Here is an 18,854-nt window from a genome sequence, read left to right as displayed (position 1 = left end):
TGCCGCCGGCGGCGCGCGGGTGCTCATCTGCCGGCATGCAGACCGAGTTCCTGTTCGTGCGCCACGCCGAGAGCACCGCCAATGCCGGCGGCGCCGCCGGGTCGGCCGCCGACCCGCCCCTGACCGAACGTGGCCGCGCCCAGGCCGGGGCCCTCTGCGCCGACCTCGCGGGCCACGACCTGCGCGCGCTCTACACCAGCGACACCGCCCGCGCCCGCGCCACCATCGCCCCGCTCGAGCGCCGCACCGGCCTGCGCCGCACCGAACTCGCCGCGCTGGATGAGTGGAACCTCGGCCGGGGCGGCCGCGCCGATGCGGACGGGGTCCGCGACCTGCTGGCCCGTTGGGGCGCCGGCGACGTTGACGCCCGGCTGCCGACGGCGCCCTACTCGGAAACCCTCCGTGCCCTGCACGCCCGCGTCCTGCCCGCCTGCCGCGCGGTCCTCGAGCGCCACGGCGCGAGCGGCGGCACGATCATCGTGGTCGCCCATGGCGGCGCGCTGAGTTGGGGGCTGCCGGCGCTCGTGGACAACGTCTCCTTCGCCTACGGCGCGCGCCACTACCTCGGCAACGCCCGCTCCGTCGCCGTCACCGTCGAGGGCGGCACGATCCGGGCGACCCGTTGGAACGATGCGGTGATCGCGACCGTCTAGGCCACCTTTCCCTCCCGTACGTGGTACGTCATTCTACACCCGATTCCCCCGGAGACCCACGACATGACAGACCTCGCGATCGACGTCCGTGGCCTTCAGCGCCACTTCGGCAAGGTGAAGGCCGTCGCCGGGATCGACCTGGCGGTCGCGCGGGGGCAGATCTTCGCGGTGCTCGGGCCGAACGGGGCTGGCAAGACGACGCTGCTGCGGATGCTGGCGACGCTGCTGCCGCCGACGGACGGCAGCGCGACCGTGGTCGGCCACGACCTCGCCCGCGAGGCGGAGGCGGTCCGCGGCAAGATCGCGATGACCGGCCAGTTCGCCTCGCTCGACGAGGACCTGACGGGCCGCGAGAACCTGATCATGCTGGCCCGGCTCTGGGGCTTCGGCCGGCGCCAGGCGCGCGAGCGGGCGCGGGCGCTGCTGGCGGATTTCGACCTCGCCGATGCGGCGACGCGGCAGGTGAAGGACTACTCGGGCGGCATGCGGCGGCGGCTCGACATCGCCGCCTCGCTGATCGTGACGCCGGAGCTCTTGTTCCTCGACGAGCCGACCACCGGCCTCGACCCCAACGCCCGCGCCGGGGTCTGGCGGCTGATCCGGGGCCTCGCCGCGTCGGGCGTGACGATCCTGCTGACGACCCAGTACCTCGAGGAGGCCGACCAGCTCGCCGACCGCATCGCGGTGATCGACCACGGCCGCAAGATCGCCGAGGGCACCAGCCGCGAGCTGAAGGCGCAGACCGGCTCGGGGGTGCTGCAGGTGGTGCCGGCGGCGGCGGGCGAGGCCGAGGCCGCGCTCGCGGTGCTCGGCGAGGGCGCGCAGTACAGCGCCGAGGGCGGCCGCATCTCGCTGCCCGTCACCGGCGCCGCCGAGGCCCGCGCCCGGCTCGCCGCGCTCGAGGCGGCGGGGATCGAGGTGGCGGAGTTCTCGCTCGGCTCGCCCAGCCTCGACGAGGTGTTCTTCGCCCTCACCGGCAAACCGCTCGAGGAAGAGGAGGCCGCCGCATGAGCGACCCGGTCCGCACCATCTCGCTCGCCCACGTCGCGCGCCCGCAGCCGCCCTCGGCGCTGTCCAACGCGCTGGTCTTCGGCTGGCGCGCGATCCTCAAGTTCCGCCACGTGCCCGAACAGCTGTTCGATTTGGTCATGACGCCGATCATGTTCACGCTGCTGTTCACCTTCATCTTCGGCGGTGCGCTGGCCGGGAGCCCCACCGGCTACCTGCAATGGTTCATCCCCGGGATCCTGGTGCAGACGGTGGTGTTCAACACGGTCTACTCCGGCATGGGCCTCTCGACGGACCTGTCGAAAGGCCTGTTCGACCGCTTCCGCACCCTGCCGATCTGGTCGCTCGCACCCTTCGCGGGGCTGATGGTGGGCGACATCCTGCGCCACCTCATCGCCGGGGCAATCATCCTCGCCATCGGCCTGATCCTCGGCTATCGCCCCGAGGCCGGGCTGCCGGGCGTGGTGGGCTCGTTCCTGCTGCTGTTCGCGATCGGCTTCGGCTGGGGGTGGATCTTCATCGTGCTGGGCCTGCTCGTGCGCACGCCGATGACGGTGATGACGCTGGGCTTCACCGTGCTGTTCCCGGTGACCTTCGCCTCCAACATCATGGTCGACCCGGCGACCATGCCCGGCTGGCTGCAATCCATCGTCGAGGTCAACCCGGTGAGCCTGATGACCACCGCCCTGCGCGGGCTGATGGCCGGCACCGCCACGGCGGCCGAGATCGGCCGGGCACTGATCGCGCCGGTGCTGCTGACCTTGCTGCTCGCGCCGCTGACCCTCTGGCTCTACCGGCGCAAGCAGTAGGCGCGGCTCAGGCCTTAAGCCGGTAGCCGCGCCGCAGCCACCACCAGACCAGCAGGTTGACCCCCACGGCGGCGATGGCGCAGACGACGAGGCCGAGCCACGGCGAGCTGTCGGACACGCCGATCATCCCGCGCCGCACCCCGTCGATCATGTAGAACATCGGGTTGAGGTGGCTCAGCGCCTGCATGAAGCCCGGCAGCGCCTCGATCGAGTAGAAGGTGCCCGACAGGAAGGCGAGCGGGGTGACGAGGAAGTTGGTGATCGCCGCGAGCTGGTCGAACTTCTGCGCGTAGATCCCCGCGATCAGCCCGAGCGCCCCCATGAACGCGCCGCCGAGCAGGGTGAAGACCAGCACCCAGCCAAGGTTCACCGGCACGATGCCGAGGAACAGCCAGACCCCCAGCCCGATCACCACCGCCACCAGCAGGCCGCGCGCCACCGCGCCGGCGACGTAGCCGAAGGCGATCTCGGCGGCCGAGAGCGGCGGCATGAGGGTATCGACGATGTTGCCCTGCACCTTGGCCGAAGTGATCGAGGAGGAGGTGTTGGCGAAGGCGTTCTGGATCACCGTCATCGTCATGATCCCGGGCGCGATGAACACGGTGAACGGCACCCCCATCACCTCGCCGCGCTGCGGGCCGATGGCGATGGTGAAGATCAGCAGCAGCAGGCCCGCGTTGATCAGCGGCGCCATGATCGTCTGGCTCCAGACGTTCATGAACCGCATCACCTCCCGCCTGAGCAGGGTCCAGGTGCCGAGCCAGTTGATCCGCCCGAAGCGGCGGACGCCCATTTCCGCTGTGCTGTCGCTCATGGTCCGATCGTGCTCCCGTCCTGTTGCCTCACGCGTCGGCGCTTGTATCCGGCGCGAGGCTGCTTAGAATAGAGGACTGATCGTTTAATCAAGCCCGCGCGGGCAGCCCTGATGTACGCGCGCCCCGGGCGACCCAATCCGAAGGATCGAAGATGTCCTGGACCGACGAGCGTGTCGAGCTCTTGAAGAAGATGTGGAGCGAGGGCCAGTCCGCGAGCCAGATCGCCAAGGAACTCGGCGGCGTCACCCGCAACGCCGTGATCGGCAAGGTGCACCGGCTCGGCCTGTCGAACCGCACCGGCCCCGGCCCGGCGGCCGCCGCCGCTCCGGCGCAGCCCGCCCCGGCCGCGCCCTCCGCCCCGCCGCGCCCGGCCGCCGCAGCCGCTCCGGCGAAGCCGGCTCCAGCCGAGGAGCCCGAAGCCGAGACCGAGGAGCCCGCCGAGCCCGCGCCGCCCCCGGTCAGCGCCGCCCGCCGGGCGATCATCCCCGCCGGCCAGCCGCTGCCGCCGCAGCCGTCGGCCAACGAGATCAGCCCCGAGGCGCTCGCCAAGGTCAACGAGGTCGAGAAGTCGGCCAAGCGGATCAGCCTCATGGAGCTCACCGAGCGGACCTGCAAATGGCCCATCGGCGACCCGGCGACGCCGGACTTCTGGTTCTGCGGCCTGCCGGTCCAGCAGGGCAAGCCCTATTGCGAGGCCCATGTCGGCGTCGCCTTCCAGCCGATGTCGTCGCGCCGCGACCGCCGCCGGTAGGCCGGGCTTCAGCCCGGCACTCGCGCAGAATGTAAACGGTAAGCCGGGCCGAAGCCCGGCCGACATGCGATCACCGGCGGCAGTGCCGCGCCACTTCCCGGTTGCGCAGACCGGTGGCGACGAGCAGGCAGCGGTCCCGGGCTTCGTAGTAGTAGCCGCGCGCGTACCAGCCCACGGCCTCCGCCTCGTCCCCGTCCGCCACCAGCCAGGCCCCGCGCAGGTACTTCACCGCGTAGGTGAGATTGGTCGCCGGATCGAGCAGCGCGGCGGGGGGGCCGTCGTGGCCCATGGTGCGGGCGGTCTCGGGCAGGATCTGCATCAGACCGTAGTATGGCCCGTTGCGCGCGCCGGGGCGGTAGTCGCTCTCGCGCTGGATCACCCGGTGCACCAGCGAGCGCGGCACCTGGTAGTGATCGGCGAAGCGGTTGATCATCTGTCTCAGCTCCGGCGTCTCGCCCGGGTACAGCGAGGCGGTGGCAGGAGCCGCCGCCCGCTCGCTCGAGCGGGAGCAGGCGGACAGCAGGACGAGCAGGCAGAGGAAGAGGATGCGCATGAGCCAAGGGCTAGCGGCAAAGGACGCGGCCGCCTAGCGGCCCCGCACGTCCCGGTGCGGCGGGCGGCGGAGATCCGCCCGCCGCCGCAGCTCAGAGCAGGCCGCGCCCGGCGAGGTTGCGCATCAGCGCGGCGGCGCCGAACGTCCAGGGCGCGCACTCCGTCGACAGCCGCACCCGGTTGACCAGCCGGCCCAGACCCTCGGCCTCGATCGTCACCATGTCGCCGATCTTATGGGTAAAGCCCTGCCCCGGCACGTCGCGGTCCTCGACCGGCGCGAACAGGGTGCCGCAGTAGAGCATCATCCCGTCCGGGTACTGGTGGTGCGGCCCGAGCGCCTGGGCGACGAGGTCGGCCGGGTCGCGGCTGATCTCGGACATGCTCGACCTGCCCTCGAGCACGTAGCCCTCCGGCCCCTCGACCCGCAGCCGGACCTCGGCGCGGCGCACGTCGTCGAGCGTGTAGCCGTCGTCGAACAGGCGGATCATCGGGCCGATGGCGGCGGAGGCGTTGTTGTCCTTGGCCTTGCCGAGCAGCAGCGCCGAGCGGCCCTCGACGTCGCGCAGGTTGACGTCGTTGCCGAGCGCCGCGCCCTTGATCGTGCCGTCGCTGGCAACCGCGAGGACGATCTCGGGCTCGGGGTTGTTCCAGGTGGAGATCGGGTGCAGCCCGATGTCGGCGCCGGTTCCGACGGCGGCCATGGGGGGGCACTTGGAGAAGACCTCGGCGTCGGGGCCGATGCCGACCTCGAGATACTGCGACCACAGCCCCTCGGCCTGCAGCGCCGCCTTGACCTCCGCCGCCGCCTCCGAGCCCGGCACCAGGTCGCGCAGCCGGCCGCCGACGAGGTCGCCGACGCGGGCGCGAATTGCCTCCGCCTTCGCCGGGTCGCCCGCCGCGCGTTCCTCGATGACGCGCTCGAGCATGGAGCGGGCGAAGGTCACGCCGCAGGCCTTCACCGCCTGCAGGTCGCAGGGCGCGAGCAGGCTGTCGGGCACGTCGATCTCGCGGCCCTCGGCGGCGGCGAGCCACTCGGCGGCGTCCTCGCGCTCGAGCAGGTCGCGCATCGTCGGCACCTCGCGGCAGGTGACGTCGCTCAGGGTGCCGCGATGGTAGCGCAGCAGCACCGGCCCGTCGGGCCCGTCGCCGCGCCCCGTGTAGAGACCGTCCGCCGACAGCCCGTCCAGTATCGTCATCTCACTCTCCTCCTCGGTCCACTCCCTGCACCGGCCAGGCCTCGCGCGGCACGCCCGAACCGTCGGCCCCGGGCCGCAGCCCGCCGCCGCCGGGCGACGGCGGCTCGCGCCGCTGGTCGATCGTGAGCTCGCCGCGGGTGCGTGGCAGGGCGCCGGGGTGCGCCTCCTGCAGCCACTCCAGCATCCCCTCGCGCACCTCGCAGCGCAGATCCCACGCGGCGGGCGAATTGCGCGCCGAGACCAGCGCCCGCACCTCGATCGTCTCCGATCCGGCCTCGGTCACCTGCAGGTTCACGACCTTGCCGTCCCATAGCGGGCACTCTTGTGCAAGCGCCTTCAGCTTCTCGCGCATCGCGCCGACGGGGGCGGTGTAGTCGAGGTGCCAGAACACGGTGCCGATGATCGACGCGCTCTCGCGGGTCCAGTTCTGGAACGGCTTCTCGATGAAGTGGCTGAGCGGGACGACCAGCCGGCGCAGGTCCCACAGGCGCACGACGACGTAGGTCGAGGCGATCTCCTCGATCCAGCCCCACTCGTTCTCGACGATCACCACGTCGTCGAGCCGGATCGGCTGGGTCAGGGCGATCTGGATGCCGGCGATCAGGTTGGCGAGCACCGGCCGCGCCGCGAAGCCGAGGACGAGCCCCGCGGCGCCGGCGGAGGCGAACAGGCTGACGCCGTACTGGCGCACCGACTCGAAGGTGGAGAGCACGATGCCGGCGGTCAGCAGGAAGGCCACGACCTTGGAGACCCGCTGCAGGACGCGGATCTGCGTCACCTGCTTGCGCGCCGCGAGGTTGTCCTCGGCGTCGAGGCGCAGCCGGGCCGACTGGCGGTCGGCGATGACGTCGATGGCGATCAGCGCCACCCAGCCGAGCACCACGATCAGCAGCGCCACCGCGATCCGCACCAGCACCGCGGTCCAGCCCAGCGGGAACGTCGCCGCACCGGCGAGGCCGGGCAGCGCCACCACCACGAACCCCAGCCGCGCCGGCCGGCGGGCGCGGAACAGGACACGCGCGGCGAGCGAGCGGCCCTGCCCGGTGAGGCGCAGCACCAGGCGCCACGCGAGCCGGTGCGCCAGCAGCGCCAGCGCCAGCGCGGCGGCGAGCAGGATCCACGGGTGCAGCGCCGTGGGGATGGCGTGGTCGACGGAGGTCAGCAGGTCGCGCATGACGGGGGAATGTTGCAACGCGGCAGCAAGTTCCGGGCGGGGGGCGCGGGTGGCGGGGGCGGATGCCTCCGGCGGGGATATTTCCAGGACAGAGATGAGAGGTGCGACGCCGACGCCGCCGGGAGTGGCTTTTCCGGACCGGGGACTCGCTCTATAGCCCGCCCATGAGCCTCAACCCGCCCGATCTCCGCCCCGACCTCGCGCCGAAGATGCGCCTCGACGCCCCGCGCCCCGGCCAGCCGACCATCGGCATGGTCTCGCTCGGCTGCCCCAAGGCGCTGGTCGACAGCGAGCGCATCCTGACCCGGCTGCGCGCCGAGGGCTACGCGATCTCGCCCGATTACGGCGGGGCCGACGCGGTCATCGTCAACACCTGCGGCTTCCTCGACAGCGCCAAGGCCGAGAGCCTCGACGCCATCGGTGAGGCGCTCACCGAGAACGGCCGGGTAATCGTCACCGGCTGCCTCGGCGCGGAGCCCGAGTACATCACCGGCGCGCACCCCAGGGTGCTCGCGGTGACCGGGCCGCACCAGTACGAGCAGGTGCTCGACGCGGTCCACGCCGCCGTGCCGCCGAGCCCCGACCCCTTCATCGACCTGCTGCCCGCCAGCGGGGTGAGCCTCACGCCGCGCCATTTCAGCTACCTGAAGATCTCCGAGGGCTGCAATCACCGCTGCAAGTTCTGCATCATCCCCGACATGCGCGGCCGCCTCGTCTCGCGCCCGGCGCACGCCATCGTGCGCGAGGCCGAGAAGCTGGTGGCGAACGGCGTACGTGAACTGCTCGTCATCAGTCAGGACACCTCCGCCTACGGCGCCGACATCCGCTTCGCCGAGGAGCGCGGCCATCGCGCCCACATCGACGACCTCGCGCGCGACCTCGGCCAGCTCGGCGCGTGGGTGCGGCTGCACTACGTCTATCCCTACCCGCGCGTGCGCAACCTGATCCCGCTGATGGCCGAGGGTCTGGTGCTGCCCTACCTCGACATCCCCTTCCAGCACGCCCACCCCGACACGCTCAAGCGCATGGCGCGGCCCAGCGCCCAGACCGAGACGCTGGCCGAGATCGCCGCGTGGCGCGAGATCTGCCCCGACATCACCCTGCGCTCCACCTTCATCGTGGGCTATCCGGGCGAGACAGAGGCGGAGTTCCAGTACCTGCTCGACTGGATGGACGCGGCGCAACTCGACCGGGTCGGCTGCTTCCAGTACGAGAACGTCGCCGGCGCGCGTTCGAACGACCTGCCGGGCCACGTGCCCGAGGAGGTCAAGCAGGAGCGCTGGGAGCGGTTCATGGCCAAGGCGCAGGCGATCTCCGAGGCCAAGCTCGCCGCGAAGGTGGGCACGCGGCAGGACGTCATCGTCGACGACATCGACGCCGACGGCATCGCCACCTGCCGCACCAAGGCCGACGCCCCGGAGATCGACGGCAACCTGTTCATCGACGAAGGCACCGAGGGGCTGGCGGTCGGCGACATCGTCACCGTCGAGGTCGACGAGGCGGGCGAGTACGACCTCTGGGGCCGCCTGCCCGCCTGAGGCTTCAGTAGCGCGTCGTGACGCCGGTATAGAGCGCCTCGGCGAGCGCGCGCTCGGGCCAGCCTCCGGCGCCGCCACGGGCGCGGATCTCCGTCAGCTCGCGGCGCGCGGCGGCGGTGTCGCCGGCCTCGATCAGCGCCATGCCGCGGTAGGCGCGGGCGAGGTGCAGGTCGGGATCGGCGGCGAGCGCGGCGTCGTAGTAGGCCATGCCGGCCTCGACGTCGCCGCTCTTGCGGGTGGCGAAGCCGAGGTACGTCAGCACCCGCGGCGCCTCCCGGTCCTGCACCGTCTCCAGCACCGTCAGCGCCTCGGCGTAGCGCTCGGCGTAGGCGAGTTCGCGGGCGTCCTCGAGGCGGGCGCTGTCGTCGTTGGTGCTCTGCTCGGGCGGCAGGCAGGTCTCGGTGGCGCGGTCCCAGACGAGGCCTTCCTCGCACACCTGCGTCGTCTCGCTTGGAGCGGGCGGCGTGTCGGTGTCGGTCACCGCGAGAGCGGCGGCGGGAAGGATGGCGAGGGTGGCGAAGACGGTGAGACGCATGGGACCTCCGGGGCTTTCCCGACCAGTCTAGCAGGGCTGACGCGACGGCGGGATCACGGTGTCGTGCCGGAACCTTGGCGCGCCGCGGACGGTTGGCCAGATGGTGCCATGTTGCGCCTTCTTCACAATCCCACGGCAGACTTCCCCGCATGAGCGACGCGCCCGATACCTACCCAACCTTCACCCGCGCGGAGCGAGTGGCGGACGGGCTGATGCACCTCGTCGGCGTCGGCTTCGCGATCACCGGGGCCGTGCTGCTCGTCGTGCTGGCCGCCGGGGCGAAGCCGTGGGTCATCACCGCCGCGGCGATCGTCTACGCGCTGGCGCTGATCGCCACCTTCGTCGCGTCGGGGCTCTACCACATGACGCCCTGGGAGGGCGCGCGCCCGACCCTGCGGCGCATCGACCACGCGGCGATCTACATCAAGATCGCGGGCACCTACACGCCGCTCGTGGCGATGATCGGCTCCGCCTTCGGCTGGGTGCTGCTGGGCGTGGTGTGGGCGCTGGCGATGGTCGGCGCCGTGGCCAAGCTGTTCTTCTGGCGCCGGCCGGGGCACATGGGCACGCTGCTCTACCTCGTGCTCGCGTGGCTGAGCGTGGCGCTGATGTGGCCGCTCGCCGAGCGGATGCCGCCGGGCGGCATGGCGCTGATCCTGGCGGGCGGGCTGCTCTACACCGTCGGCACGATCTTCTACAGCCGCAAGAGCCTGCGCTTCCAGAACGCCATCTGGCACGGCTTCGTGCTCGCCGCCTCGGCCTGCTTTTTCGCCGCCATCACCTGGGGCGTCGCCGTCGTCGGCTAGGACGGGGCGATGCCGAGTTCGGCGGCGGTGGTGATGACCTGCTCGTAGCGGTCGCGGTTCGGCGGGTGGGTGCTGAGGAAGCGGCCGTCCGGGTCGGGGATGCGGAAGAAGAAGTCGGCGCCCAGGATCGGGTCGTAGCCGGCCCGGGCGGTGATGATCGTGCCGAGCTTGTCGGCCTCCAGTTCGAACGCCTTCGAGTAGGAGCGCGCCCCCACGACGGCCCCAATCTCCTGCGCGGCGCGGATGTCGTCGGCATTGACCGCCCCGAGCACCCCGGCGAGCTGGCCGAAGACGACGGCCCCGGCGGTGGCGTTGGCGCGCTGGCGGTCGAGGTGGCCCTCGATGTGGTGCGCCGTCTCGTGGGCAAGGACGAAGGCGATCTCGTCGCGGTTGCGCGCCTCGGCGATCAGCGACAGCGTGAAGGCGATGACGGGGCGGCCGCTCTCGTCGACGGTCTGGAAGGCGTTCGGCGGCTGGCCGGGGCGGTCGTCGACGACGATGAGGAAGTCGCAGTTCATCCCCCGCGTGCGCCGGCTGCACTCGCGCTCAGCCACCGGCTCGACGGCGTCCACCACGGCGATGAAGTTGCGCGCCGCGGTGCGCGCGTCGATGGCGTCGCCCACCAGCGGCACCCGCGAGCCGCCGGCGGCGGGGGTCTCCGCAGCGGGCGGCGGCGCGGGCGGTGCGGCGCAGGCACCGAGCAGCGCGGCGAGGAACAGGGCGGCGGCCAAGGGGCGGATCGGCATCGACGGGCTCCGGGTGGGCAGGGTTGCCCAGACCTACCACGACCGCACAGCGCCGCCAGCCGCCGGCACCTCACGATTGCGCAAACCGCGCCCGAGGATGAAACCGCCGGCAGCCGCGCTAGATCGGAGCAGCAGCTTCGGAAGGACCTTTATGCGCGTGATGCAGAAGATCACCCTCGACGGGCCGGACCCCGTCATGATCCACGACATGCTCGGCGAGACGCCGCCGCCGAAGATCGCGGTGGAGGCCGAGCTCTACCTGCCCGAGGGGCCGGGGCCGCATCCGGGCGTCGTGGTCTCCGAGGGGCTGGGCGGGCTGCAGGACAAGCGCGAGCGCGACTACGGGCGGATGCTGGCGGAGGCGGGCTACGCGGTGCTCGTGGTCGACAGCTTCGGCACGCGGGGCTACGGCGACAACGGCGACTTCGTCCGGGCGATGAAGGTGACCGAGGCGATGATGCTGGGTGATGCCTTCACCGCGCTCGCCGCGCTCGCCGCGCGCGACGACGTGGATGCCGGCCGGATCGGCATCATCGGCTTCTCCTACGGCGGCATGATCACCCAGCTCGCTGCCTACGAGCAGCTCGCCCGCGCCTATCTCGGGGCGCACGGCCCGCGCTTCGCCTGCCACGTCAGCTACTACGGCTGCTCGATCCCCCGGCTCAACGATCCGGCCACTCCCGGGGCGCCGGTGACGATCCTGCTCGGCGGGCTCGACCGCAACGTCGACATCGCCCGCGCCGAGGCGATCGGCGACGACCTGCGGCGCGGCGGGTCGGACGTCGAGGTGATCCGCTACGACGGCATCTACCACCAGTGGGACGGCACCGACGAGACGCGCCGCTGGGTGCCGGCCAACCTGCGCTACCTGCACCTGCGGCTCGACCGCGACTACGGCATCCACGACGAGCGCGGGCGCATGAAGATGCGGGGCCGCTGGAGCCGGCGCGCGGTGATCCTGCGCCACGCCGACCCGCGCGGCTACCACATCCTGCGCGACCGCGAGACGACGAAGAAGACGAACGACCTCCTGCTCGCCCGGCTGCAGGCGATGTGAGCGCCCGCCCTCGACGCCGGCCGGCGCGGCGGGCACGATGGGCGGGCAGACAACGACATCCCGAAGGGAGGCGGCCCCATGTTCACCATCGAGCACGATTTCGACGCCACCGTGGTCACCCTGGTCGACGAGGGCGACGCGCCGCTCGGCGAGGACGTGATCGTGCAGGCGTTCGAGGAGTGCGTCACCGTCACCCAGTTCGATGCCCGCCTCGACCGCGACGTCACCATCACCCTGTCGATGGCCCAGCTGCGCGACCTGCGCGCCGCGCTGAACCTGCCCGAGGGCGTCTACCGACTGCGCCGCGTCGGGGAGTGAGGCCACTTGAGCCCGCGCCCGTGGCCTGAGAGGGTGCCGGCGTGGCGAGTGGGAGACGGTCGATGAGCACGGGGTTCTACTGGGCGGAGCGCTGCTTCTGGCACTCCGGCGGCAATTACGCGGGCAACGCGCCGGTGGGCGGGCTGGTGCAGCCTCTGGCCGCCGGGGGCCTGCCGGAGAACCCCGAGGGCAAGCGGCGGCTGAAGAACCTCGCCGACGTCACCGGCCTCTCCCGCGATCTCGTGCAGGCCACCGCGCCGCCCGCCACGTGGGACGCGCTCGCGCGGGTGCACGACACCGGCTACCTCGAGCGCTTCCGCGCGATGGCCGAGGCCGGGGGCGGCGAGATCGGGCTGCGTGCCCCGTTCGGCGTCGACGGCTTCGAGATCGCCGCCTTGTCCGCCGGCCTCGCCACCGGCGCGCTGCGGGCGGTGCTGACCGGCGAGCACGCCAACGCCTACGCCCTGTCGCGCCCGCCGGGGCACCATTGCACCCGCGACTTTCCCAACGGCTTCTGCCTCGTCAACAACATCGCCGTCGCGCTCGAGACGGCGCGCGCCGAGGGGCGGCTGACGCGGGCGGCGGTGCTCGACTGGGACGTCCACCACGGCAACGGGACCGAGGCGATCTACTACGACGATCCCGACACGCTCACCGTCTCGCTGCACCAGGAGCGCAACTACCCGCTCGACACCGGCGGCTTCGAGGATCGCGGCACCGGGGCCGGCGCCGGCGCCAACCTCAACATCCCCCTGCCCCCCGGCGCCGGCCACGTCACCTGGCTCGCGGCGCTCGAGCGGCTGGCCCTGCCGGCGATCCGCGCCTTCCGCCCCGAGGTCATCGTCGTCGCCTGCGGCTACGATGCCGCGCTGATCGATCCGCTGAGCCGGATGATGTGCACCGCCGACACCTACCGCCGGATGACCCGCGCCACCCGCACGTTGGCCGGGGAAGTCTGCGACGGGCGGCTGCTGATGGTCCACGAGGGCGGCTACTCGGAGGTCTACGTCCCGTTCTGCGGCCACGCGGTGCTCGAGGAGCTGTCGGACAGCGCGGTGCGCGCGCCCGATCCCTTCGCCGACGCCTACGCCGCGCGCCAGCCCTCGGCCCGCTTCGACGCCTTCGCCGCCGGGCTGATCGACGAGATGGCCGCCGCGCTGGCCCCCTAGCCTTCGCGCCGGGCGGCGGCTAAGCCGCTCGGCGACCCTCTGAGACGACGGAGCCCGCGATGCCCAAGCCCAACGACGCCGCCCTCGACTTCCTGCTCACCCGCCGCTCGCGCCCGGCCAAGACCCTCACCGGCCCGGTGCCGGAGCGGGAGGAGATCGAGCGGCTCCTCACCGCCGCCGCGCGCAGCCCCGACCACGGCAAGCTCGAGCCGTGGCGCTTCATCGTGCTGACCCGCCCCGCGCTGCAGCGCCTCGCCGAGGCCGTGCCCGCGCGCGGCGCGGCGCTCGGGCAGGACGACGAAAAGATCGCCAAGGCGCAGGCCCAGTTCGCCGACGCCGACCTCGCCATCGCCGTCGTGTCCGCACCGGTGGCGTCGGAGAAGGTCCCCGAGATCGAGCAGCTGCTCTCCGCCGGGGCCGTCTGCCTGGCGCTGCTCAACGCGGCGCTCGCGGCGGGCTGGGGGGCGAACTGGCTCTCGGGCTGGCCCTCGCACGACCGCGCCTTCGTCGAGCAGTCCCTTGGCCTCGCGCCGCACGAGCGGGTTGCCGGGTTCATCCACATCGGCACCGAGAAAGCCGCGCCGCCCGACCGCCCGCGCCCCGACCTCGCCGCGATCACCACCTGGCTCGACGCATGATCTTCGCCGACTTCGCCCGCGCCCTCGGACAGATGTCCGACAGGCGCTTCCGGCGGGTCCTGCTGCTCGGCATCGGGCTGACGCTGGCGCTGCTGGTGCTGGTCTACGGACTGCTTTTGTGGTTCCTCGACTCGGTCTCCCCCGACGGGCTCGAGCTGCCGCTGGTGGGCTATGTCACCTGGGTGGGCGACTTCTTCCACTTCGGCTCGATCCTGCTGATGCTGCTCTTGTCGGTGGTGCTGATGGTGCCGGTGGCTTCGGCGATCACGTCGCTCTTCCTCGACGACGTGGCGCAGGCCGTGGAGGACCGCCATTATCCCCACCTGCCCCCGGTCCCGCGCACCGGCTTCGGCGACGCCGCGCGTGACACGGTCAACTTCCTCGGGGTGATCGTCGGCGCCAACTTCCTCGCGATCTTCGCCTACATCCTGTTCCCGTTCGCCGCGCCGCTGATCTTCTACGGGCTCAACGGCTACCTGCTCGGGCGCGAGTACTTCCAGATCGCCGCCATGCGGCGCGAGGGCCGCAAGGGGGCGCGGGCGCTCTATCGCAAGAACGTCGGGCAGGTCTGGCTGGCGGGGCTGCTGATGGCGCTACCGCTGACGGTCCCGCTGGTGAACCTGCTCGTGCCGATCCTCGGCGCGGCGACGTTTACGCACCTCTACCACCGGGTCAGTCGGCGCTGAGCGGCGCCGACGTCATGTTGCCGAACCAGTCGAAGTCGCGCACGCCGATGGCGCCGGTGACGATGATCGTCGCGAGCACCGCGAAGATCGGCACCGCGAAGTAGGTCGCCAGCAGCGCCTTGCGACCGAGCCGGAAGTCCGCCGGGGCGGACCTGTGCGTGCCGGGCACGACGTCGCCGCTGTCGCCCTGCGTCTCGAGCCGCAGGGGCAGCACGACGAAGAAGACCAGCACCCACACGACGATGAACAGCACGATCCCGGACACGATACCCATCTCAGGCCTCCTCGAGTTCGATCAGGCACCCGGCGAAATCCTTCGGGTGCAGAAACAGCACGGGCTTGCCGTGCGCGCCGATCTTCACGTCGCCCAGCGCCCGCGCGCCGGCGGCGACGAGACGGTCGCGGGCGGCGGCGATGTCGTCCACCTCGTAGCAGACATGGTGCATACCGCCCGCCGGGTTCTTGGCGAGGAAGCCACTGATGGGCGAGTCGTCCCCGAGCGGATGCAGCAGCTCGATCTTGGTGTTGGGCAGGGTAATGAACACGACGCGCACGCCGTGCTCGGGCAGCTCCTGCGGCGCGCCGACATCGGCGCCCAGCGCGTCGCGGTACTGCGCGGCGGCGGCGTCGAGGTCGGGGACGGCGAGGGCGACATGGTTGAGGCGGCCGATCATCGGGCTCTCCGGCTTGGTGCGCGCTCTTATGGTCCCGCCGCGCCGCCCCGGCAATGGCGCGCGGACGGGGCGCGCGCAGGAGTCGCGGGGCGTTAACGGCGTGTTCACCGGCGTCGGCGACACTCTCGGGCAGATGCCCTGTCTTTGGAGACCGATGATGGACACGCTCGAAGACTTCCTGATGACCCGCCCGCCCACGCGCGCCCGCCCGCTGCTCGGCGCGACGATCCTCGTGGTCGAGGACAGCCGCTACGCCTGCGAGGCGCTGCGACTGCTCAGCCTGCGCTCCGGCGCCCGCATCCGCCGCGCCGACAGCCTCGCCAATGCCCGCCGCCACTTGCGGGTCTACCGCCCGACGGTGCTGATCGTCGACCTCGGCCTGCCCGACGGCTCGGGCCTTGAGCTGATCGACGAGATGGCCCGCGCCGCCCCGGCAATCGACGTGCTGCTCGCCACCAGCGGCGATCCGACGCTCGAGGCGGCGGCGATGGCGGCGGGGGCCGACGGCTTCCTGCACAAGCCGGTCGCGGCGCTGGCCGCGTTCCAGGCGGCGATCCTGTCGAAGATGCCCCCCGGCCGCCAGCCGCCCGGCCCGCGCCCGCTCAGCGGCGAGATCGTCGATCCCGATCCGCTGGCCCTGCGCGACGACCTGCTCGCGATCTCGCCGGTGCTCGATGCTGGCGACGCCGACGAGGTCGCCTACGCGGCGCGCTTCGTGGCCGGGCTGGCGCAGAGCTCGGGCGACCTGCCCCTGCAGGACGCCGCCGCCGACCTGGTGCGCGCCGAAGCCGGCGGCGCGGGGCGCGGCCTCGCGCGCAGCCGCCTCGCAACGCTGGTGCACGACCGCCTCGCCGACGCACCGGCCCCGTGACGGGATTGACCGAAAAGCTCCGCCCGATCGGCCCAATCCGGCCGCATTCCGCCGCCATTCCTGGAGCCGACACATGAGCGCGGACACGCGGAGAGGACGACGGACATGGCCAAGCTGATCGAACGGTTCTGGGACGACGAAAACGGTGACCCGCTGGTCGACTGGATCGTGCTCGCGGCCGGAGTCGTGATGCTCGCCACCGCGATCCTCGGCGCCACCCTGCCCGCCTCGCGCACCTTCGCCGACAACGACGCGGCGATCATGACCGAGGCCGGCGCCTGACTCAGCCCCGCCGCCGGGCCGCCGTCCGCCACATCAGCGCGAGGTCCATGCAGAGCGAGCGGTTGTCGCGGTAGATCAGGTCCAGCCGCGCCTTCCGCGGCACGCAGGCACGGGTGTAGACGGCGTCCGTCTCCTCCAGTGTCCGGCACCGCGCGAGCAGCCGCTCCTCGTGGCCGTGATAGACGATCGTCGCCAGCCCGGTGATCCCTGGCCGCGCCTTCAGCACCTCGCGATAGACCTCGGGAAACCGCTCCACGTATTGCCGCAGCGGCGGGCGCGGACCGACGAACGAGATGTCGCCCACCAGCACGTTCCACAGCTGCGGCAGCTCGTCGAGCCGGGTCCGGCGCAGCACCCGCCCCGTCGGCGTGATCCGCGCCGCCTTGTCGCCGCCCGAGACGCCGCTGTCGGCCTCGGCGACGGTCATGGTGCGGAACTTCACCAGTCCGAACCCCTCGTCGAACGCGCGCATCCGCTCGGAGATGTAGAAGACGGGCGCGCCGTCGCGCAGCAGGACGATCAGCGCGATGAGGGCGATCACCGGCAGCAGCAGGAGGCCGAGCAGCAGGGCGAGCACCACGTCGAACAGGCGTTTGGACAGCGTCATGCGCTCCCTTTGACGCCATCCCCTTCCGCGATCAAGACCTGCGGCGCGGCCGCGTCGGAGGCGAAGCGGTGCAGCACCGACAGCCGCGCGCAATCGAGCGTCACCTCCTGCGTCGCCGCCTCGGGCGCGTCGCGCCAGCGCCAGCGTGCGCCGGCGGCGTCGAGCAGGTCGGCCATCGCCACGGGCTCGGGCGCGGCGACGTTGAGCACGGCAGGCAGCGGCGTCGCGGGGCGGGCCAGCGTCTCGAGCACCCGCGCCAGCGTGCGCGGCCCGATGTAGGAGCGCACCGGCCCTCCGCCGTCGGCGAAGCGGTCGAGGAACGTCTCGTCGCCCCCGATCCGTCCGAGCAGCGCGTCGGCCCAGGCGACGTTGCCGATGCGCAGGCAGCAGGTCTCGACCTCCGCCCCGGCGACGGCCAGCTCCATCGCCAGCTTCGCCGCGCCGTATTCGTTGACCGGGCGGCAGACCGATTCCTCGGTGAAGCCCCGCCCCGCCCCGTAGACCGCCGACGACGAGGCCAGCAGCAGCCGGCGCGCGCCGGCCTCGCGTGCCGCGCGCACCGCCGCCGTGCCGAGGTCGATGTTGAGCCCCGGATCGCCCCGCCCCGGTGTCGTGCCCGCGAAGGCGATGACCACGTCGGCGGCAGGCGGCGGCGCGTCCCCCAGCGGGTCCCAGACCAGATGGCCGCCGAGCGGCCGGCGCGATTGCGGCACCACCGTCGCGCCCTCGGGCGGGGCCTGCGCCCAGTGGCGCGCGAGCATCCCGCCGACGCGGCCGGTCGCTCCGAGCAGAAGCCAGCGGGCGCTCAGAGCAACAACCTCGGATCGCCACCCAGCTCGACGCCGGGGAAGATCGCCTGCTCGACCGCCGAGCCCGCCACGCCGAACAGGTCGCGCATCAGCCAGCCGGCATAGGCGCGCACGTCGCGCGTCGGCATCAGGTCGCGCCCGGCGTAGAGGTCGCGGTCGGCCAGGCCCGGCCAGTCGCCGTAAACCCGCCCGCCGCGGATCGCGCCGCCGGCCATGATCATCGCGCCGCCGGTGCCGTGGTCGGTCCCGCGCGAGCCGTTCTCGCGCGCGGTGCGGCCGAACTCGGTCATGCAGACCACGGCCGTCTTGCCCCAGACGTCGCCGAGATCCTGCTTCAGCGTCAGCAGGCAGTCCGAGAGGTCGCGCAGCGCGCGCCGGATGCTGCGCTGCTGGCGGTTATGGGTGTCCCAGCCGCCGAGCGAGAAGGACGCGATGCGCGTCTCGCCGGCCAGCCGCTGCGCCGCGAAGCGCGCGAGGTCGACGTTGCGCCCGTTGCCTACGCCGTCGCCCATCTCGTCGCTCTCGGCCACGTCGGCGGCGATGGCGATGGCATCGGCGCTCGCGTCACGGAACAGCACGTCGTCGTGGTAGAGGTGCTCGAGCAGCTGCTCCGTCGCCGGCGACAGCTCGAGCCGCGTGTCGGGCGCCCAGCTCGAGGTGCGGGCCGCGCCGCGCAGGATCAGCATCCGCTCGCGCCCGATCGAGTAGGCCGTCTCGGCCTCGACCCCCGGCACCACCTGCATCAGCCGGTTGAGCCAGCCGTCGCGCACGCCGCTCTCGAGGTCTGGCATCCCGGCCTCGAGCAGGTCCTGCCCGTCGAAGTGGCTGCGCTTGTCGCGGTAGGGGGTCGAGACGGCGTGGACAAAGGCCAGCTCCCCGGCGTCCCACATCGGCGCGAGCGGCTCGAGCCGGGGATGCATGGCGTAGAAGCTGTCGAGCGGGATACCGCGCTCGTCGGCGAGCGAGGGGCGCAGCTCGGCGAAGTGGCGGTCGCCCACCGGGCGCACCACGTCGAGCCCGTCCATCGCGCCGCGCAGCACGATCACGACGAGGCGCGCATCCCAGGGCGCGCTGGCGAAGGCGACCGGGGTGATCAGCGGGCTCGCCGCCGCGGAGCAGCCGAGCAGGCCGCCGCCGATGAGGAATTTCCTGCGGTCCAT

At 72.3% G+C, this 18,854-nt stretch carries 24 protein-coding genes; 13 read left to right on the top strand and 11 right to left on the bottom strand.

All coding sequences use genetic code 11. The features are described from left to right. Nucleotides 1–35 precede the first annotated feature (35 nt). The 3 genes from OG2516_RS19140 to OG2516_RS16465 all read left to right on the top strand — a co-directional run bounded on the left by OG2516_RS19140 (nucleotide 36) and on the right by OG2516_RS16465 (nucleotide 2,470). A complete protein-coding gene (locus OG2516_RS19140) occupies nucleotides 36–653 on the top strand; it encodes a histidine phosphatase family protein (protein WP_007256764.1) in 618 nt (205 codons plus the stop codon). A 63-nt stretch (nucleotides 654–716) separates the two neighbouring features. Beyond that, the gene (locus OG2516_RS16470; protein ID WP_007256763.1) at nucleotides 717–1,664 is read left to right on the top strand and encodes a daunorubicin resistance protein DrrA family ABC transporter ATP-binding protein; all 948 of its coding nucleotides are present in this window, start codon (nucleotides 717–719) and stop codon (nucleotides 1,662–1,664) included. Next, nucleotides 1,661–2,470 (top strand): ABC transporter permease, encoded by an 810-nt coding sequence (locus OG2516_RS16465; protein WP_007256762.1) that lies wholly within the window; start codon nucleotides 1,661–1,663, stop codon nucleotides 2,468–2,470. Before OG2516_RS16470 ends, OG2516_RS16465 begins: the two co-directional genes overlap by 4 nt. 7 nt (nucleotides 2,471–2,477) lie before the next feature. On the opposite strand, the gene OG2516_RS16460 is transcribed toward OG2516_RS16465, so the two are convergent. Next, the gene (locus OG2516_RS16460) at nucleotides 2,478–3,284 is read right to left on the bottom strand and encodes an ABC transporter permease (protein ID WP_156799411.1); all 807 of its coding nucleotides are present in this window, start codon (nucleotides 3,282–3,284) and stop codon (nucleotides 2,478–2,480) included. A gap of 152 nt (nucleotides 3,285–3,436) precedes the next feature. On the opposite strand from OG2516_RS16460, the gene OG2516_RS16455 reads away from it, so the two are divergent. Continuing rightward, nucleotides 3,437–4,036, top strand: coding sequence for a GcrA family cell cycle regulator (locus OG2516_RS16455; protein ID WP_007256760.1), 600 nt, complete (start codon nucleotides 3,437–3,439; stop codon nucleotides 4,034–4,036). A 70-nt stretch (nucleotides 4,037–4,106) separates the two neighbouring features. Here OG2516_RS16455 and OG2516_RS16450 read toward each other — a convergent pair whose 3' ends face one another. From OG2516_RS16450 to OG2516_RS16440, 3 genes are all read right to left on the bottom strand, one after another. Next, the gene (locus OG2516_RS16450; protein WP_007256759.1) at nucleotides 4,107–4,589 is read right to left on the bottom strand and encodes a lytic transglycosylase domain-containing protein; all 483 of its coding nucleotides are present in this window, start codon (nucleotides 4,587–4,589) and stop codon (nucleotides 4,107–4,109) included. 91 nt (nucleotides 4,590–4,680) lie between these two features. Then, nucleotides 4,681–5,784, bottom strand: coding sequence for a fumarylacetoacetate hydrolase family protein (locus tag OG2516_RS16445; protein WP_007256758.1), 1,104 nt, complete (start codon nucleotides 5,782–5,784; stop codon nucleotides 4,681–4,683). A 1-nt stretch (nucleotide 5,785) separates the two neighbouring features. Beyond that, a complete protein-coding gene (locus OG2516_RS16440; RefSeq protein ID WP_007256757.1) occupies nucleotides 5,786–6,958 on the bottom strand; it encodes a mechanosensitive ion channel family protein in 1,173 nt (390 codons plus the stop codon). A gap of 164 nt (nucleotides 6,959–7,122) precedes the next feature. Between OG2516_RS16440 and rimO the strand changes: the two genes are divergently transcribed. Further along, entirely contained in the window at nucleotides 7,123–8,496 is a 1,374-nt protein-coding gene (rimO, locus tag OG2516_RS16435) for a 30S ribosomal protein S12 methylthiotransferase RimO (RefSeq protein ID WP_007256756.1), read from the top strand. 4 nt (nucleotides 8,497–8,500) lie between these two features. On the opposite strand, the gene OG2516_RS16430 is transcribed toward rimO, so the two are convergent. Continuing rightward, nucleotides 8,501–9,031 carry a tetratricopeptide repeat protein gene (locus tag OG2516_RS16430; protein WP_007256755.1) on the bottom strand — a complete coding sequence of 177 codons (531 nt, stop codon included), beginning with the start codon at nucleotides 9,029–9,031 and terminating at the stop codon, nucleotides 8,501–8,503. 149 nt (nucleotides 9,032–9,180) lie between these two features. Between OG2516_RS16430 and trhA the strand changes: the two genes are divergently transcribed. Further along, the gene (gene trhA / locus OG2516_RS16425) at nucleotides 9,181–9,837 is read left to right on the top strand and encodes a PAQR family membrane homeostasis protein TrhA (RefSeq protein ID WP_007256754.1); all 657 of its coding nucleotides are present in this window, start codon (nucleotides 9,181–9,183) and stop codon (nucleotides 9,835–9,837) included. On the opposite strand, the gene OG2516_RS16420 is transcribed toward trhA, so the two are convergent. Beyond that, nucleotides 9,834–10,583, bottom strand: a complete 750-nt coding sequence (locus OG2516_RS16420) for a M48 family metalloprotease (protein WP_007256753.1) — start codon at nucleotides 10,581–10,583, stop codon at nucleotides 9,834–9,836. The two genes, trhA and OG2516_RS16420, sit on opposite strands and share 4 nt — an antisense overlap. 160 nt (nucleotides 10,584–10,743) lie before the next feature. On the opposite strand from OG2516_RS16420, the gene OG2516_RS19135 reads away from it, so the two are divergent. From OG2516_RS19135 to OG2516_RS16395, 5 genes are all read left to right on the top strand, one after another. Next, on the top strand, nucleotides 10,744–11,640 hold the full coding sequence (locus OG2516_RS19135) for a dienelactone hydrolase family protein (RefSeq protein WP_245544339.1): 897 nt from the start codon (nucleotides 10,744–10,746) through the stop codon (nucleotides 11,638–11,640). 78 nt (nucleotides 11,641–11,718) lie between these two features. Continuing rightward, nucleotides 11,719–11,958 carry a hypothetical protein gene (locus OG2516_RS16410; RefSeq protein WP_007256751.1) on the top strand — a complete coding sequence of 80 codons (240 nt, stop codon included), beginning with the start codon at nucleotides 11,719–11,721 and terminating at the stop codon, nucleotides 11,956–11,958. A gap of 62 nt (nucleotides 11,959–12,020) precedes the next feature. Then, nucleotides 12,021–13,127 (top strand): class II histone deacetylase, encoded by a 1,107-nt coding sequence (locus OG2516_RS16405; protein WP_007256750.1) that lies wholly within the window; start codon nucleotides 12,021–12,023, stop codon nucleotides 13,125–13,127. A gap of 59 nt (nucleotides 13,128–13,186) precedes the next feature. Then, nucleotides 13,187–13,765, top strand: coding sequence for a nitroreductase family protein (locus OG2516_RS16400; protein ID WP_007256749.1), 579 nt, complete (start codon nucleotides 13,187–13,189; stop codon nucleotides 13,763–13,765). Continuing rightward, a complete protein-coding gene (locus OG2516_RS16395; protein WP_007256748.1) occupies nucleotides 13,762–14,451 on the top strand; it encodes an EI24 domain-containing protein in 690 nt (229 codons plus the stop codon). Before OG2516_RS16400 ends, OG2516_RS16395 begins: the two co-directional genes overlap by 4 nt. On the opposite strand, the gene OG2516_RS16390 is transcribed toward OG2516_RS16395, so the two are convergent. Both OG2516_RS16390 and mce read right to left on the bottom strand, forming a co-directional pair. Then, on the bottom strand, nucleotides 14,438–14,725 hold the full coding sequence (locus OG2516_RS16390) for a DUF1467 family protein (protein WP_007256747.1): 288 nt from the start codon (nucleotides 14,723–14,725) through the stop codon (nucleotides 14,438–14,440). The two genes, OG2516_RS16395 and OG2516_RS16390, sit on opposite strands and share 14 nt — an antisense overlap. Nucleotide 14,726: 1 nt before the next feature. Continuing rightward, nucleotides 14,727–15,125 (bottom strand): methylmalonyl-CoA epimerase, encoded by a 399-nt coding sequence (gene mce, locus OG2516_RS16385; RefSeq protein ID WP_007256746.1) that lies wholly within the window; start codon nucleotides 15,123–15,125, stop codon nucleotides 14,727–14,729. Between the two features lie 157 nt (nucleotides 15,126–15,282). Here mce and OG2516_RS16380 point away from each other — a divergent pair, with 157 nt between their 5' ends. Together OG2516_RS16380 and OG2516_RS20060 are read left to right on the top strand one after the other, a co-directional pair. Then, nucleotides 15,283–15,996, top strand: coding sequence for a response regulator (locus tag OG2516_RS16380; protein ID WP_040616156.1), 714 nt, complete (start codon nucleotides 15,283–15,285; stop codon nucleotides 15,994–15,996). A gap of 105 nt (nucleotides 15,997–16,101) precedes the next feature. After that, nucleotides 16,102–16,278 (top strand): hypothetical protein, encoded by a 177-nt coding sequence (locus OG2516_RS20060; RefSeq protein WP_007256744.1) that lies wholly within the window; start codon nucleotides 16,102–16,104, stop codon nucleotides 16,276–16,278. A gap of 1 nt (nucleotide 16,279) precedes the next feature. Here the strand turns inward: OG2516_RS20060 and OG2516_RS16375 are convergent, their stop codons facing one another. The 3 genes from OG2516_RS16375 to OG2516_RS16365 are packed head-to-tail and all read right to left on the bottom strand — an operon-like array spanning nucleotide 16,280 to nucleotide 18,854. Next, a complete protein-coding gene (locus tag OG2516_RS16375; protein WP_007256743.1) occupies nucleotides 16,280–16,885 on the bottom strand; it encodes a sugar transferase in 606 nt (201 codons plus the stop codon). Next, the gene (locus tag OG2516_RS16370) at nucleotides 16,882–17,676 is read right to left on the bottom strand and encodes an NAD-dependent epimerase/dehydratase family protein (RefSeq protein WP_342626099.1); all 795 of its coding nucleotides are present in this window, start codon (nucleotides 17,674–17,676) and stop codon (nucleotides 16,882–16,884) included. Before OG2516_RS16370 ends, OG2516_RS16375 begins: the two co-directional genes overlap by 4 nt. Before the next feature lie 14 nt (nucleotides 17,677–17,690). Next, the gene (locus OG2516_RS16365; protein WP_007256741.1) at nucleotides 17,691–18,854 is read right to left on the bottom strand and encodes a DUF1501 domain-containing protein; all 1,164 of its coding nucleotides are present in this window, start codon (nucleotides 18,852–18,854) and stop codon (nucleotides 17,691–17,693) included.

The sequence above is a fragment of the Oceanicola granulosus HTCC2516 genome (assembly GCF_000153305.1).
Lineage (GTDB): Bacteria > Pseudomonadota > Alphaproteobacteria > Rhodobacterales > Rhodobacteraceae > Oceanicola > Oceanicola granulosus.
This window is presented reverse-complemented; position numbering and strand designations above follow the sequence as displayed.